The 15,730-nt window shown below is 66.2% G+C and carries 13 protein-coding genes and 2 pseudogenes; 13 read left to right on the top strand and 2 right to left on the bottom strand.

The features are described from left to right. The 3 genes and pseudogenes from ACILQR_RS10580 to ACILQR_RS10570 form a co-directional block, all read left to right on the top strand. Positions 1 to 347 (top strand): annotated as a pseudogene (locus tag ACILQR_RS10580) (DDE-type integrase/transposase/recombinase); the annotation flags it as partial. Positions 348 to 420: 73 nt separating this feature from the next. Beyond that, positions 421 to 1,112 (top strand): annotated as a pseudogene (locus tag ACILQR_RS10575) (IS6 family transposase). Between the two features lie 314 nt (positions 1,113 to 1,426). Then, positions 1,427 to 3,088 (top strand): MFS transporter, encoded by a 1,662-nt coding sequence (locus ACILQR_RS10570; protein WP_395651388.1) that lies wholly within the window; start codon positions 1,427 to 1,429, stop codon positions 3,086 to 3,088. Here ACILQR_RS10570 and ACILQR_RS10565 read toward each other — a convergent pair. Then, positions 3,085 to 3,660, bottom strand: coding sequence for a TetR/AcrR family transcriptional regulator (locus ACILQR_RS10565; RefSeq protein ID WP_395651387.1), 576 nt, complete (start codon positions 3,658 to 3,660; stop codon positions 3,085 to 3,087). The two genes, ACILQR_RS10570 and ACILQR_RS10565, sit on opposite strands and share 4 nt — an antisense overlap. A 181-nt stretch (positions 3,661 to 3,841) precedes the next feature. Between ACILQR_RS10565 and ACILQR_RS10560 the strand changes: the two genes are divergently transcribed. From ACILQR_RS10560 to ACILQR_RS10545, 4 genes are read left to right on the top strand one after another with little or no spacing between them, the layout of a single operon-like run. Further along, entirely contained in the window at positions 3,842 to 4,870 is a 1,029-nt protein-coding gene (locus tag ACILQR_RS10560; RefSeq protein WP_395651386.1) for a phosphotransferase family protein, read from the top strand. Between the two features lie 9 nt (positions 4,871 to 4,879). Then, positions 4,880 to 6,178: an acyl-CoA dehydrogenase family protein gene (locus ACILQR_RS10555; protein ID WP_395651385.1), complete on the top strand. Its 1,299-nt coding sequence runs from the start codon at positions 4,880 to 4,882 to the stop codon at positions 6,176 to 6,178. Continuing rightward, a complete protein-coding gene (locus ACILQR_RS10550; RefSeq protein WP_395651384.1) occupies positions 6,175 to 6,939 on the top strand; it encodes an SDR family NAD(P)-dependent oxidoreductase in 765 nt (254 codons plus the stop codon). Before ACILQR_RS10555 ends, ACILQR_RS10550 begins: the two co-directional genes overlap by 4 nt. Next, entirely contained in the window at positions 6,936 to 7,718 is a 783-nt protein-coding gene (locus ACILQR_RS10545) for an SDR family NAD(P)-dependent oxidoreductase (RefSeq protein ID WP_395651383.1), read from the top strand. The genes ACILQR_RS10550 and ACILQR_RS10545 overlap by 4 nt, the downstream gene beginning before the upstream one ends. 268 nt (positions 7,719 to 7,986) lie before the next feature. Here the strand turns inward: ACILQR_RS10545 and ACILQR_RS10540 are convergent, their stop codons facing one another. After that, the gene (locus tag ACILQR_RS10540; protein WP_395651382.1) at positions 7,987 to 8,520 is read right to left on the bottom strand and encodes a MarR family winged helix-turn-helix transcriptional regulator; all 534 of its coding nucleotides are present in this window, start codon (positions 8,518 to 8,520) and stop codon (positions 7,987 to 7,989) included. 153 nt (positions 8,521 to 8,673) lie between these two features. On the opposite strand from ACILQR_RS10540, the gene cysQ reads away from it, so the two are divergent. From cysQ to ACILQR_RS10510, 6 genes are all read left to right on the top strand, one after another. Further along, complete coding sequence (gene cysQ / locus ACILQR_RS10535) at positions 8,674 to 9,480, top strand: 3'(2'),5'-bisphosphate nucleotidase CysQ (RefSeq protein ID WP_395651381.1); 807 nt, start codon at positions 8,674 to 8,676, stop codon at positions 9,478 to 9,480. Continuing rightward, positions 9,477 to 10,421, top strand: coding sequence for a sulfate adenylyltransferase subunit CysD (gene cysD / locus ACILQR_RS10530; protein WP_395651380.1), 945 nt, complete (start codon positions 9,477 to 9,479; stop codon positions 10,419 to 10,421). Before cysQ ends, cysD begins: the two co-directional genes overlap by 4 nt. Then, positions 10,421 to 12,310: a sulfate adenylyltransferase subunit CysN gene (gene cysN / locus ACILQR_RS10525; RefSeq protein WP_395651379.1), complete on the top strand. Its 1,890-nt coding sequence runs from the start codon at positions 10,421 to 10,423 to the stop codon at positions 12,308 to 12,310. Before cysD ends, cysN begins: the two co-directional genes overlap by 1 nt. A gap of 11 nt (positions 12,311 to 12,321) precedes the next feature. Then, on the top strand, positions 12,322 to 13,575 hold the full coding sequence (locus ACILQR_RS10520) for a hypothetical protein (protein ID WP_395651378.1): 1,254 nt from the start codon (positions 12,322 to 12,324) through the stop codon (positions 13,573 to 13,575). A 13-nt stretch (positions 13,576 to 13,588) separates the two neighbouring features. Continuing rightward, positions 13,589 to 14,827, top strand: coding sequence for a cytochrome P450 (locus ACILQR_RS10515; RefSeq protein WP_395651377.1), 1,239 nt, complete (start codon positions 13,589 to 13,591; stop codon positions 14,825 to 14,827). A 4-nt stretch (positions 14,828 to 14,831) separates the two neighbouring features. Then, positions 14,832 to 15,730 (top strand): sulfotransferase family protein (locus tag ACILQR_RS10510; protein WP_395651376.1); only part of this gene is annotated, 899 nt, incomplete at its 3' end.

Here is a 15,730-nt window from a genome sequence, read left to right as displayed (position 1 = left end):
AGGTCCTCGACGTCCTGGTCCAGCGGCGGCGGGACACAGAGGCTGCTTTAAAGCTGCTCAAGCGGCTCCTTCACAACCAGCCGGTGGAGCCGCAGACGATCACAACGGACGGGCTCGCATCCTATGGCGCGGCCCTGGATCAGCTGAATCTGAAGCATCTGCATCGGCCAGGTCGGCTCCGCGAGAATAACCGCGTTGAGAACTCCCACCTTCCGATCCGACGACGAGAGCGGCAGCAGCAGCGGTTCAAATCACAGGCCTCAGCCCAGAGATTCCTCACCACCCACGCAGCGATCTACAACACCTTCAACATCCAGCGCCATTTGATCAGCAGACCGACCCTTCGCCGCTGGTGCTGTCAGTCTAACGCTAAACTGTCTCCACTGAAGGCGGCTAAGCCGGTGATGGGGATGATATTTCGTGAAGCCAATTTCGTTCAAGCGCCACCGATTTCCGGCTGATGTGATCCGCCAGGCGGTCTGGCTGTACTTCCGCTTTAGCCTCAGCTTCAGGGACGTAGAAAGCTGATGGCGGCCCGCGGTGTGGACGTCAGCTATGAGACTATCCGGTGCTGGACGATCAAGTTTGGACCGCTGATCGCGAGGCGGCTGAAGCGCCGCCGGCCAGCTCCATCGCCCCGTTGGCATCTGGATGAGATGGTCTGTTCAATCGGCGGAAAGCGTATGTACCTATGGCGAGCGGTCGATGACGAAGGCGAGGTCCTCGACGTCCTGGTCCAGCGCCGGCGGGACACGGAAGCCGCGTTGAGGCTGCTCAGGCGTCTCCTTCACAATCAGCCGGTCGAGCCGCAGGCGATAACGACCGACGGCCTCGCGTCATATGGCGCGGCCCTCGATGTGCTGGATCTCAGGCGTTTGCACCGACCCGGTCGTCTTCGGGAGAACAATCGGGCGGAAAATGCCCACCTTCCGATCCGACGACGAGAACGGCAGCAGCAGCTGTTCAAATCCCAAGCCTCAACTCAGAGATTCCTCACCACCCACGCAGCGATTTACAACACCTTCAACATCCAACGCCATCTGATCAGCAGGCAGATCCTTCGCCGCTTCCGCGCCGAAGCGGCGACCGCTTGGGCGGCGTCGGTTGCCTGAACTGAGACGGGGAGGGCGCTTTTCGACTTAGCCCGGTTAACCTGTCAGCGCCCTTGGGCCGACCCCTGCGCTGTCCTTTGACTGATCGCCAATCTGCTCATTGGCGTAGCTGAAGACGAATTTCTTTCATTCGTCCGCCTCCAGGGGCCAGAACATGGCTGTCCTCCGCACCGGATGCTTGGGAGAAGCCGCATTTCAGACATGTTCGTGCCCTGTGACCCAGATGCCCGGTTGCGGCCCGCTCGCGTCGGACATGGCCAGGTGCTGCTCCTCCCGCGGGCCTGTCCTGAGCAGTGGGGCGAGGCGTGACAGTCATGCGATTCTCAACGACCGGCCTGTATTCGCCATTTCGGACGCCCGTGTTCCGGCGCATCTGGCTCGCCAGTCTGTTCACCAATTTCGGTATCCTGATCCAGGGCGTCGGCGCAGCGTGGACGATGAGCCGGTTGACGCCGGACGCCTCCATGACGGCCATGGTCCAGACGGCGCTGATGTTGCCGATGATGCTGTTTGCTCTGCCTGGCGGGGCTATCTCGGACATGTTCGACCGGCGACTGGTGTGCATTCTGGCTCTGCTGCTGGCGTTCGGCGGAGCGGTGACCCTGTCGGGCCTGTCGCTCGCCGGGCTGCTGACGCCGTGGATACTGCTGGGGTTCTGCTTCATCGTCGGGACGAGCATGGCGCTGTTCAGCCCGGCCTGGCAGTCCTCCGTCGCCGAACAGGTGCCGGCCGAGACCCTGCCGTCCGCGATCGCGCTAAACGGCATCAGCTACAATGTGGCGCGCAGCTTTGGCCCGGCGCTGGGCGGGGTGATCGTGGCGGCCTTCGGGGCGGTCGGGGCCTTCGTCGCCAACGCCGTGGCCTATGTGCCGCTGCTGATCGTGCTGTTCCTGTGGAAACGGCGTCAGGAGCCCGCGCGCCTGGCACCCGAGACCTTCTGGCGCGCCATGATGTCGGGCCTGCGCTTCATCCGCTATTCGCCGTCGCATCGGCTGTTCATCCTGAGGACGGCGGTGTTCGGCCTGATCGGCGGCGTGGCTCCCGCCCTTACGCCGCTGATCGCCAGGGATCTGCTGGACGGAGGCGCTGCGGTTTACGGCCTGTTGCTGGGCGCTTTCGGCCTGGGGGCGGTGGCCGGAGCTGTGATCCTGCCATGGATACAGGCGAGGATGTCGACCGAGACGGCCAGTCGCGTGTCCGCGTTCGCAATGGCGGCATCGCTTCTGCCGGTGGGCCTGAGCCGGAACGAGGCGTTGAGCATCCTGGGCATGCTGGTCGCCGGCCTGGCCTGGACCAGCGTGCTCACCCTCTACAGCATCTCCATCCAGGTTTCGGCACCGCGCTGGGTGGCCGGGCGGGCCTTGGCCATCTATCAGGCCACGATCACCGGCGGGGTCGCGATCGGTGCCGTCGGATGGGGGCAGCTGGTCAATCAGATCGGGGTTCAAGGTGCGCTGATCACCGCCGCCGGCCTGATGGCGGCGTCGATCGGCCTTGGGTTCGTGCTTCGCCTGCCCGATCTGGGGCATGCGCCGACGTTGACACCGCTCAACCGGGCCGATCCGGAGATCGTTCTGGACGTGACCCTGCGCAGCGGCCCGATCGTCATCGAGATCGACTATATGACGCCAGAGGCCAATGCCCGGGCCTTCTATGAGGCCTTGCAGAAGGTCCGGCGATTCCGCCAGGGCATGGGTGCCTATGGGTGGTCGATCGCGCGCGACATCTCCGATGCGACGCGCTGGACCGAGCGGTTCCACAGCCCGACCTGGAACGACTATCTGCACTTGAGCCAGCGCGCGACGGGGCCGGGGCGCGAGGTCCTGGACGACATGCGAGCCCTGCTCGATCCCGCACACCCTCCGCGCGTAAGACGCATGCTGGAGCGCCCGGCGGGATCCGTCCGCTCCAGTAGCGACGTGCCCGACATGGGCGTCGATCTGATCCCGCCCATGGGGCCGGGCGGGGGCGGTTAGCCTTGTCCATCCCGGAGGAAGGCGGCCAGTTCGGTCGCCAGTTCGGTGACGCCGAGGTCGCACAGGGTCGGCGACCAGTCCGCGAACTCGGCATGGACGCAGAACTGCTCGATGCGGAAGGTCATCAGGTGCGCCTTTAGACGCCGTTTCGGGCCGTCGCCGTCGGGCGGGAAGTCAAAGGCCGGGGACACCCGACCGACATCGTCGAACAGGGCGTCGCGCTGGCGGGTGATCTCGGCCAGGAAGTCGGGGTTGTAGCCGACCACCACATTGAACAGCGAGACCGAGGCGCGGCGGTCGGCGAACACCTTCATATAGCGCCGGAGCCACCGCGACAGGCTGTCGATGTCGGGCTTGGGGCCGAGGCCCGCCAGCCGGTGGAACAGCCGGCGATGGCTCAGCATGTCCTCGATCAGCAGGTCTCGCACCAGGGCGTCCTTGCCCTCGTAGTGGAGGTAGAAGGTGGCGCGGGCGACGCCGGAGCGCAGGGCGATCTCGTCGATCGTCGCCTCCAGATAGGGCTTCTCCGCGAACAGGGCACGGGCGCCGGCGCGCAGCCGGTCCCGCGTCATCGCTCGTTGGGCCTGACGAAGAGAGGACGGACGGACAGAGGTGTCGGGGGTGATCAAGTCGGTGTTCCGGCCGGATGCGCGGACATCGCGGACCCGATATGCCTGCACTGCCATACATTCGCTAGACTGTCAGTCTTGTGAATGTGGATGCGGAGGGGCACGGTCGCGTTCGGAGACGACGATGACCGACGCCGACAAACTACGACTTGAGGCCTGGCTGGACGCGAACGCGCCTTCGGTCGGGAGCGGGCCGGTCAGTGCGCGGGTGCTGAGCGGCGGTGCCAGCAATCTGGTCATGGCGATACGGCGCGATGGGCCGGAGGTGGTGCTGCGTCGTCCGCCGGAGAGGCCTCGCCCCGACAGCGAGAAGATCATCAGTCGTGAGGCGCGGGTGCTGGCGGCGCTGGCCGGGACGGATGTGCCGCATCCTCGCTTCATCGCCTGTTGCGAGGACCCGGCGGTGATCGGGGTGCGGTTCTATCTGATGGCGCTGGTGGACGGCTGGCTGGGGCACAACGACACTGTGCCTGCACCGTTCGACAGACCCGGCAAGGACCGGCGTGACATCGGCTTCGCCCTTGTCGACGGCATCGCCAGGCTGGCCAACGTGGACTACCGGACCGTGGGGCTGAGGGGGTTCGGCAAGCCGGAGGGGTTTCTGGAGCGACAGGTCGAGCGGTGGCGAAGTCAACTGGCTTCCTATGCCGAGACCGAGAACTATCCGGGGCGCGAGATTCCGGGGCTCAGCTATGCAGCCGACTGGCTGGCGGCCAATACGCCCGAGGCTTCGCCGGCGGGGATTATCCACGGCGACTACAGCTTCGCCAACTGTCTGTTCGAGCGGACGGTGCCGGCACGGGTGGCGGCGATGATCGACTGGGAACTGGCCACGGTCGGCGATCCGCTGCTGGACCTGGGCTGGGTCTGCTATGGCTTCAGGGGGCGCGATGATCCCGATCCCGCAGGGTATTTCGACGCGACCGACTTCCCGTACCGCGAGGAGCTGGCCGAGTATTACGCCGAGCGGACGGGGCGGCCGGTCGAGCACCTGACCTACTATATGGTGCTGGCCCAATATAAGCTGGCGGTGATCATGGAGCGCCACTACGCGCGCTTCCTCAGCGGGCGTCAGGCCCATGCCGCCGATTCCGAGAAATTCGTGCTGCGACTGGCCGCCAAGGCCGGGGCAATGGCGCGCGCGCAAGGGTAGGGACAGACCATGGTCGATTTCAGCATAGAGCCCGAGTTCGAAAAACAGCTCGAATGGGTCCGCGCCTTCGTCCGTGAGGAAGTCGAGGCGATGGACCTGGTGTTCGACGCCATGACGGCCCCTTATGACCGGTCGAATGCGGCGGCGAGGGCGGCGCTGGCACCCTTGCAGGCCGAGGTGAAGGCGCGGGGGCTGTGGGCAGCGCATCTGCCAAAGCATGACGGCGGGGCGGGGATCGGCCAGGTCAATCTGCTGTACCTGAACGAGATCCTGGGGCGGACCGACTGGGGGCCGGTGGTGTTCGGATGTCAGGGGCCGGACAGCGGCAACTCCGAGATCCTGGCCGCCTTCGGCACCGACGAGCAGAAGGGGCGGTACCTGGAGCCCCTGGTCGCGGGGGACGTCTATTCCTGCTTCTCCATGACCGAGCCGACCGGTGGGGCGGACCCGACGCGGCTGAAGACGCGGGCGGTGCGGGACGGGGACGGCTGGATCATCACCGGGGACAAATGGTATGCCAGCCATGCCCAGTTCGCCGACTTCATCATCGTGGCGGCAGTCACAGACCCCGATGCCGAGCCGCACCAGAGGAACACCCTGTTCATCGTGCCGAAGGGGACGCCGGGGCTGGAGATCGTGCGGGAGATCGGCTTCTTCGGGGAGCCAGAAGGCGAGGGCGGGCATCCCTATATCCGTTTCGACGGCTTGAGGCTGCTGGACAGTGCGCGGCTGGGCGAGGTCGGGGCCGGTTTCGCGGTGGCCCAGGCGCGGCTGGGCGGGGGACGTATCCACCACGCCATGCGGGCGATCGGGGTCTGCCAGAAGATGATCGACATGATGACCGAGCGATCGGTCAGCCGTGAGGTCGCGGGCGGGCGGCTGATCGACAAGCAGAGCGTCCAGAACGACCTGGCCTCCAGCGCCATCGCCTTGAGGCAGTTCCGGCTACAGGTGCTGCATGCGGCCTGGATGTTCGATGCCGGGCTGGGCCACGGGCGCGAGGGGCGGCTGGCCGTGGCGATGGTCAAGGTGGCGACGGCGGACATCACAAAGGACATCGTCTGGAAGGCGATGCACATGCACGGTGCCCTGGGGACCTCCAACGAGATGGCGTTCGGCAAGTATCTGGGGCTGACGGCCATGTTCGGAATCGCGGATGGGCCGACGGAGGTGCATCTGTCATCGGTGGCCAAAGCCTTGACGCGGGGGGTGGAGCCCCACCTGGGCTTCTTCCCCAGCGAGCACCTGCCGACGCGGCGGATCGCGGCGCGGGCCAGGCTGGCCAAATATACTGGGGCGGCGGCATGAGCTTCGACCTGAGCGGCAAAGTGGTCCTGATCACCGGCGGGACGCGGGGGCTGGGTGCGGCGATGGCGCGAGGTTTCGCGGCGGCGGGGGCGCACCTGATCGTGTCCAGCCGCAAGGCCGAGGCCTGCGAGGCGATGGCCGCCGAGATCCGGGCGACGGGTCGGCGGGCGGTCGGCATACCCTGCAACGTCGGGAAGTGGGACGAGGTCGATGCCTTGGCCGAGGTCGCCTGGGCTGCGTTCGGGCGGGTCGATGTCCTGGTCAACAATGCAGGGATGTCGCCGGTGGCACCGTCCAGTGTCGAGACGTCCGAGGCCCTGTTCGACAAGGTCGTGGCGGTGAACTTCAAGGGGCCGTTCCGGCTGACCGGGCTGATCGGCCGGAGGATGGCCGACGAGGCAGGGGGCAGCATCATCAACGTCTCCTCGATCGGGGCGCTGAAACCCTCGCCGTGGATCGCGCCCTATGCCGGGGCCAAGGCGGCGCTGAACGCCATGTCGATCGCCCTGGCGCAGGAGTTCGCACCGAAGGTCCGGATCAACGTCATCTCGCCGGGCGGCTTCCTGACCGACATCGCCGGGGAATGGGCGACGCAGGACGAGGCGGAGAAGGCGACGGCGCTGAACCGCTGGGGCCGGCCGGACGAGATCGTCGGCACGGCGCTGTATCTGGCATCGGACGCTTCCAGCTACACGACGGGGGCCAATATCCGCGTTGACGGCGGCTCCTTCTGGGACCGAAAGAGCGAGGGAAAACAATGAGTGCGGAGGGAAAGGTCGCCCTGATCACGGGCGCGGCGGGCGGCATCGGCCTGGCCATCGCCCAGCGCTATGCCCGGGACGGGCTGCGCGTCGTCCTGACGGACCTGCCCGGCGGCAATGGCGAGGCGGAGGCGAACGCCATCCGTGACGGCGGCGGTTGGGCCCGGTTCGAGGGGCTGGATACGACCTCGGAGACGGCGGTAGAGGCCCTGTTCGATTCGGTCGAGGCTGAGGTGGGCCCGGTCGAGGTCGTCGTCTGTTCCGCAGGAATCGCGACCGGCGGCGTGCCGTTTCAGGAGATGGCGCTGGAGGTCTTCACCAGGGTTCTGAACGTTAATCTGGTCGGCCCCTTCATCGTCGGCAAGGCGGCGGCGAACCGGATGATCGCGAGCGGGACCAGGGGGTCGATCATCCACATCTCGTCGGTGGGATCGGTGCTGGGGGTCGAGACCTCGCCCGCCTATTGCACCTCCAAGGGCGGCCTGGGGATGCTGACCAAGGTGATGGCGCTGGCCATGGCGAAGCACGGCATCCGGGTCAATGCGATCGGTCCCGGACCCACCTTGTCGCCGATGACGCAGGCGTCACTGAACGACGACGCGGTGGAGATGATGCTGTCGAGGACGCCGATGGGCCGGTTCGCGGAGGGCGACGAGATCGCCGGGGTCGCGGCGTTTCTGGCCGGGCCGGATTCGTCCTACATCACCGGCCAGACGCTCTATGCGGACGGCGGGCGACTGGCGCTGAACTATGTCGTGACCCACCGGAAAGCGGGTTGACCGGAGGAGTTCGGACTAAAAAAACAGAGTCCGAAGAGTCCGAAGAGTCCGAAGAGTCCGAAGAGTCCGAAGAGTCCGAAGAGTCCGGAACACCCCTTGGCTCCTTTGTATCGATCCAGAATGTCAAAGACCTGAGCCAGCCATCATACCATGCCCGTAAGGTAGGCCAGGCCGGACGGGGTGTTTTTTCCCAAGTCGTGGAAGATCAAGGTCTTGGTCTGCCGCTGGGTCGCGATGTTTGCGAACATCGACCCGTTGGACAAGCCGACTATTCCTCCGGCACGGCGGCCAGGATCATCCCGAGCAGGTCGGGCAGGACCGCCTCGATCGCTGCGCGGCGTTCGGGTGGCAGGTCGGCGATGGCCCAGTATTCGGGCGGGGCCTGGTTCTCGATGATGTCGGTCATCTTGCGATTGCCCTCGGGGGTCAGGGCGACGATGGCGGCGCGGCGGTCGGCCGGGTTGATCCGGCGTGTGACCAAGCCGAGCGCCTCCAGTCGGGCGATCGGCTTGGTCAGGCCGGGCAGGGTGACCCAGTGGGCATTCTGAAGCCGGCTGGGGGACGCCTCGAACGGCGGGCCGATCCGCTTCAGGGCGCCGAGGATCGCGACCTCGGCGTGGGTCAGGCCGTTGGCGGCGGCGACCCGATCGACCGAGGCCTGGACCAGCTGGCCGAGTTGCAGAAGCTGCCAGCGGACGGTCGCGGCGAATGGATCGAGCTGGGGCCAGACCTCCAGGCCGCCGGTCAGCGATTCCCGCTGTCGCTCGTGGTCGGTGGCGTTCGATCCGGCTGACGTGGTCATCTGGCCTCCCTGCCCATGGTGCGCTGCACGATCAGGCCGGTTGCGGTGCCGCGATCGCAGCCACGATGACCTCCCTCAGTCCCCATTCCCCGCCTCCCGTACGCCTTCGGAAAATACTACACTGGTTTAGTAATCGCAGCCGGATATGTCGAGATGTTGGACCAGTTGATACGGATCGCCAAGGACGCCGGGGAGGTGATCCTGGAAATCTACGCCCGGCCGGACGTCGGCGCGGTGCAGAAGGGGGACGGCTCGCCCGTCACCCTGGCCGACGAGGCGGCCGAGGCGGTCATCCTGAAAGCCCTGGCCGAACAGTTCCCCGATATCCCCGTCATTGCCGAGGAGGCCGTGGCGGCGGGCGACATCCCCGACGTGGGCGCGCGCTTCTTCCTGGTCGATCCGCTGGACGGGACCAAGGAGTTCATCTCGAAGAACGGCGAGTTCACCGTCAACATCGCCCTGGTCGAGGACGGCCGGCCGGTGGTCGGGGTCGTCTATGCCCCGGCGCTGGGCCTGATGTACGCAGGGGATGCGTCGGGCGCGCGGACCAGCCGCTGCGCCGAGCGCGTCTTTGCCGACTGGTCGCCCATGAAGGCCAATCCGGCACCGGCCAAGGGCCTGAAGGTCGTGGCCAGCCGCAGCCATATGGGATCGGAGACCAGCGAATACCTGGAGCGGTTCGAGGTCGCCGAACTGGTCTCGGCGGGGTCGTCGCTGAAGCTGTGCAAGGTAGCGTGCGGGGAGGCGGATCTGTATCCGCGCCTGGGCCGGACCATGGCCTGGGATATCGCAGCGGGTGACGCGGTGCTGCGCGCCTCGGGCGGTCAGGTGCGGGGCGTGAAGGGTGAACCCTTCACCTATCACCTGTCGCGGGTGCCGGGCGACACGGCCTTTGCCAATCCCTGGTTCGTGGCCTCGGGCGCGTTCGACATCACCGCCCTGGAAAGGGCCCCGGCATGAGCGCGGCAGCGTTGAAGTCCTCGCCTGCGCCGCTGTCGCGCGAACGGCTGACCCATCTGCAGCAGCTTGAGGCCGAGAGCATCCAGATCATGCGCGAGGTGGTGTCGGAAACCGAACGGCCGGTGATGCTGTATTCGATCGGCAAGGATTCGGCCGTGATGCTGCATCTGGCGGCCAAGGCGTTTTACCCGTCGCCACCACCGTTTCCCCTGCTGCACGTCGACACGACGTGGAAGTTCAGGGCCATGTATGACCTTCGCGAACAGATCGCGCAGAAGCTCGGCATGGAGCTTCTGGTCTACAAGAACCCGGAGGCGGTCGAGCGCGGCATCAATCCGTTCGATCACGGCTCGGCCCTGCATACCGACATGTGGAAGACCGAGGGGCTGAAGCAGGCGTTGGACCTGTACGGCTTCACAGCGGCCTTCGGCGGGGCGCGCCGGGATGAGGAGAAGTCGCGGGCCAAAGAGCGGATCTTCTCGTTCCGGTCGGCGGGCCACCGCTGGGATCCCAAGAACCAGCGGCCCGAGCTCTGGCACAGCTACAATACGCGAACCGCGCCGGGCGAGACGATCCGGGTCTTCCCGATCTCCAACTGGACCGAGCTGGATATCTGGCAATACATCCACCTGGAAAACATCCCGATCGTGCCCCTGTATTTCTCGGACGTGCGGCCGGTGGTCGAGCGCGACGGGACGCTGATTATGGTCGACGACGACCGGATGCCTCTGCTCCCCGGCGAAGTCCCGCAGATGCGGTCGGTGCGGTTCCGGACCCTGGGCTGCTATCCCCTGACGGGGGCCGTCGAGAGCACGGCGGCGACCCTGCCGGCCATCATCCAGGAAATGCTCCTGACCACGACCTCGGAGCGTCAGGGCCGGATGATCGACCACGATCAGGCGGCCTCGATGGAGAAGAAGAAACAGGAAGGCTATTTCTGATGGCGCACCAATCCGAACTGATCGCCTCGGACATCGAGGCCTATCTGGAAGCCCACCAGAACAAATCCCTGCTCCGGTTCATCACCTGCGGCTCGGTGGACGACGGCAAGTCGACCCTGATCGGGCGGCTGCTGTACGACTCCAAGATGGTCTTCGAGGACCAGATGGCCCAGCTGGAGGCCGACTCACGCCGCATCGGCACGCAAGGGGGCGAGATCGATTTTGCCCTGCTTGTCGATGGACTGGCGGCCGAGCGCGAGCAGGGCATCACCATCGACGTGGCCTATCGGTTCTTCTCGACCGAGACGCGGAAATTCATAGTCGCCGACACGCCCGGGCATGAGCAGTACACCCGCAACATGGTCACGGGCGCCTCGACGGCGGACGCGGCGGTGATCCTGATCGACGCGCGCAAGGGCGTTCTGACCCAGACGCGGCGGCATTCCTATCTAGTAAGTCTGCTGGGCATCCGGAACGTGGTGCTGGCGGTCAACAAGATGGACCTGATCGGTTGGGACCACGCGGCGTTCGACGTGATCGTGGCCGACTATCGCGCGTTCGCCGCCAGTGTCGGTCTGACCAACGTTACGGCGATCCCGATTTCGGGGCTCAAGGGCGACAATATCGCGAGCCGCAGCGACGCCACAGCCTGGCACGACGGCCCGACGCTCGTGGAATGGCTGGAAGGCGTCGATGTCGGTCAGGACAGCCGCGCTCGGCCGTTCCGCATGCCGGTGCAGTGGGTCAATCGGCCCAGTCTGGATTTCCGGGGTTTCTCGGGCCTGATCGCCTCGGGGACCGTGAAGCCTGGCGACCGGGTCAAGGTGCTGCCGTCGGGCCGCGAGAGCACCGTAGCGCGGATCGTCGTCATGCTGGGCGACTTGGACAAGGCCGTCGTCGGCCAGTCGGTGACCCTGACCCTGACCGACGAGGTCGATGTGTCGCGCGGCGACGTGCTGGTGGCGGCCGACGCTCCTTGCGAGGTCGCCGACCAGTTCGAGACGGCCCTGGTGTGGATGGACGATGAGCCTATGCCGCCGGGCCGACCCTATCTGCTCAAGATCGGGGCGCGGACCGTCACGGCCCAGGTCACCGAGATCAAGCACAAGGTCAACGTCAACACGATGGAGAAGCTGGCCGCCAAGCGGCTGGAGCTCAACGAGATCGCGGTGGCCAATATCTCGCTGGACCGGGCCATCCCGTTCGAGCCCTACGGCGACAACCGCGATCTGGGCGGGTTCATCCTGATCGACAAGATTTCCAACCGGACGGTGGGGGCGGGACTGATCAATCACCATCTGCGCCGGGCCGACAACATCCACTGGCAGGCTCTGGACGTGGACAAGGCGGCGCGGGCGGCGATCAAGGGCCAAAAGGGCCGGGTGATCTGGCTGACCGGCCTGTCGGGCGCCGGCAAATCGACCATCGCCAACATGGTCGACAGGAAGCTGCACGTCATGGGGCGGCACACCTATCTGCTGGACGGCGACAATGTGCGCCACGGGCTGAACCGCGACCTGGGCTTTACCGAGGAGGATCGCGTCGAGAACATCCGCCGGGTCGCCGAGGTGGCCAGGCTGATGGCCGATGCGGGGCTGATCGTGATCACGGCCTTTATCTCTCCGTTCCGAGCCGAGCGGCGGATGGCGCGCGATCTGATGGAGGCGGGCGAGTTCATCGAGGTGTTCGTCGACACCCCCCTTTCGGTCGCAGAGCAGCGCGATGTGAAGGGCCTGTATCAAAAGGCGCGGGCCGGTCAGCTGAAGAACTTCACCGGGGTCGACAGCCCCTATGAGGCACCGGAAGCCGCGGAGATCCACATCAACACAACTGCGATGTCTGCGACCGACGCGGCCGAGGCGATCGTCAGCTGGCTTCTGGGCGAATAGGAGGAGCGATCATGACCCAGGGATCGCTGCTGAACGGACCGGATCAACTGGCCATCGAGCGGGACGCGGTGCGCCTGTTCGAGAACCCGGCAGTGCAGGCGGCGATGGAGGCGAAGCGGGCGACGTTCGAGGCGCATGACCTGGCCCAGGTCCCGGCGGGGTGGGCGACGATCTCGCTGAACCTGGAGGAGATGGTGTTCAGCGCCGTGGTCTCGGTCGTGGGCATGGACGTGTCACGGACCATGCCGTTCTGGACCCTGAACTTGCCGCATGATCGCGACGGCTTCCGCGTACCGGGGACGCGGCACGGGGTGGACAACCCCGACAATGTCTATCGCGTCATCGCGGTGGACGACGTGAACAACTTTCGCATCGACGGCCGGGTCAACGAACGGCCCGGGGCGGATGTCAGCTTCACCCTGTTCAACCACTATCCGGGCTCGGGGGCCGACAGCCAGTCGCAGGGGGTGTTGGTGCTGGCGGACCTGGAAAAGGACGCCGAGGGCCGGTTCAGCTTCACCGTCGGGCCCGAGACGGCGGGCGCGCGGACGAACCATATCCAGACGACCCCGGGCCAGGCGCGGCTGATCTTCGTGCGGGACTCGCTCCAGGACTGGGCGGTGGAGACGCCGGTGTCGCTGTCGGTGACGCGGACAGCCGGACCGGGCGCAGAACCTCCGTCGAAGGCCGAGCAGGTCGCGGCGGCGGTCGAGGCCATCGGAGTGTCGATCGACTACTGGCTGAGGCTGATGCCGCAGTGGTTCGGGACGCCGTTCAATGAAATCGCCAAGGGTCGTGCCAAGAACTTTTCCTACACCCAGCAGGCGACCAGCGAGGCGCGGTTCAGGTTGAACCCTGACGAGGCGCTGGTGGTCACGGTCGATCCCTCGGCGGCGCGTTATCTGGGCATTCAGCTGGCCGACGTCTGGGGCGCGTCGATCGGCTATTCGGCGCATACGTCGAGCCTGAACCAGCATCAGGCGCACCGGTCGGCGGACGGGACGATCACCTATGTGGTGTCGCTTAAGGATCCGGGCGTCTGGAACTGGCTGGATCCGGCAGGGCTGGAGCAGGGGACGATGCTGCACCGCTGGCAGGGGATGCCGGACGGCTTCGATTCCGAAAAGTCCGTGCGCGGGTCGCAGGTGGTGAAGCTGGCGGATCTGGACCGCGCCCTGCCCGCCGACATGCGCCGGGTGACGCGCGATCAGCGCCGTGAACAGATCGCGCAACGGGCTGCCGGCCTTGCGCGCCGTTTCGACTGAACGGGAGGGTACCATGTCCACAGAGGTGACGTTCGATCCATTCTCCGAAGAGGCCCTGACCGACCCGGGCAAGGTCTACGGCGACCTGCGCGCGGCCTGTCCCTTCCATCACCACCCGGCCGGAGGCGGCCAGCCCGAGTTCTATGTCCTGAGTGATCACGCCGAGATCAAGGACGACATCCTGAAGGGCAATCCGGTCTGGTCCTTCCGGTTCGGCAACGCGGCCAAGGATTCGATCAGCGATGTCGGGTTCAAGACCGACGGCGCATTTCACGCGGCGTTCCGGATGGTGGTCCAGCGCGGCCTGACCCCGGCGGCGGTTCGGGACTATCGTCCGGTGATCGAGGCGATCGTGGACGAGCGGATCGACGCCATGCTGGCCCTGCCCGAGGGACAGTGCGACTTCTACGACCTGTTCGCCCTGCCGCTGCCAGCGCGGATGATGTGCCGGATGCTGGGCGCGCCCGAGGCGGACTATCTGGACTACAAGCGCTGGAGCGACACCCTGCAGTTCCTGACCTTCGGCGATCCGGAGCCCGGATCGTACGAGACGGTGCTGAAGGAAATCTATCCGCACTTCAGCGCCCTGATCGACCAGCGGAGGGCGATGCTGGCGGAGGCCGGGATCGAGGAGCCTGACCTGTCGCACCTGGGGACGGTGCTGCCCGACGACTTCATGTCGCGCGCTCTGGTCTCGACCGTCGAGGGGCGCCGGCTGACCCAGCAGGAGATCCTGAATATCTGCCTGGGCTTCCTGACCGGGGGGCAGGAGACGACCACGAATCTGTTGGGGCATCTCATGCGTCGGCTGCTCGAGGTTCCCGAGCGGTGGGAGCGGCTCAAGGCCGAGCCGGAGTTGATCGACAACGCGGTGGAGGAATCGCTGCGGTTCGATCCGCCGGTGCTGGCGCATTTCCGGACCAGCCTGGAGCCGACGACCATGCACGGGCATGACATCCCGGAGCACGCCAAGCTGATGTTCTCGATCTGCGGCGCCAATCGCGATCCGGCAGTGTTCGACAGTCCGGACGAGTTCCGTATCGACCGGCCTGTGCCCGAGGCACGCCAGCATCTGTCGTTCGGATCGGGCGTTCACCTTTGCCTGGGGGCGCCGGTGGCGCGACTGGAGGCGAAGATCATGCTGGAGAAGCTGATCCAGCGGATGCCGGACATTCGGCTGTTGGGTCTGGGAGAACGGGTCAGGACCTGGCTCTACTGGGGTCATGCCGGTCTCGACGTGGCGTGGAACTGACGCCGTGCTGAAGTCAAAGCTCCTGCCGGCTCAGGACGCCCTGACGCCGCACGCGCGGGCCCTGGCCTTCCCGGAGCACACCACGGCGGGCGCGAAGGCGCTGGCGAGCGGGGTCGAGCCGGGCGCGGCCGTGGTGCTGACGCTCGAGGCGCTCAAGGCGGCCGCGATCGAGCGAGCGGGAGGGCTGACGGACTTCGGCGACGCGCCGCTCGACGAGCCGCTGTCGTTGCTTTGCGCCTCCTTGAACGACGAGCTGGAATTCCACGGCCTGGGCCGGGTTCAGGTGTTCAACCAGCTGGTCGGACTACTGACCACGCGGCTGAGGTTCGAGGATCTGTGGCGCAAACATCCCGAAATCCTTGAGCTTCCGGTCGAGCGGCCGATCGTGATCATCGGTCTGCCCCGCAGCGGGACGACGATCCTGCACCGACTGCTGTCGCGCGACCCGGCCCGGCGGTCATCGCCGTTCTGGGAGCAGGTCATGCCACTGCCGGACGGAGAACCGACCCAGGTCCAGCAGGAGCCCGAGCCACGGCTGATCCGGATGCGCCAGTCACTAGACATGCTCGACACCATCGTGCCGGATCTGAAGCTGATGCACGAGCTGACGGCAGACCAGCCCGACGAGGACTTGAGCCTGCTGATCTTCGCCTTTTCGTCCCTGCAGTTCGAATGGAGCTATCGCGTCCCGAGCTACAGCCGCTGGTACCAGGCGGCGGACCATACCGAGGGCTATCGCTATTTCCGCAAGGTGCTGCAGACGCTGCAATGGCTGCGCGGCGGCGAGCGATGGGTGCTGAAGGCGCCGCAGCATCTGGAGCAGCTCAAGCCCCTGCTGGCCGTGTTCCCGGACGCGATCCTGGTGCAGACGCATCGCGATCCGGTTCCGGCGATCATCTCCCT

The sequence above is a fragment of the Brevundimonas sp. genome, from assembly GCF_044239655.1.
Lineage (GTDB): Bacteria > Pseudomonadota > Alphaproteobacteria > Caulobacterales > Caulobacteraceae > Brevundimonas.
Note: the sequence above shows the minus strand (reverse complement) of the source record. Positions and strands in the feature narration are given on the sequence as shown.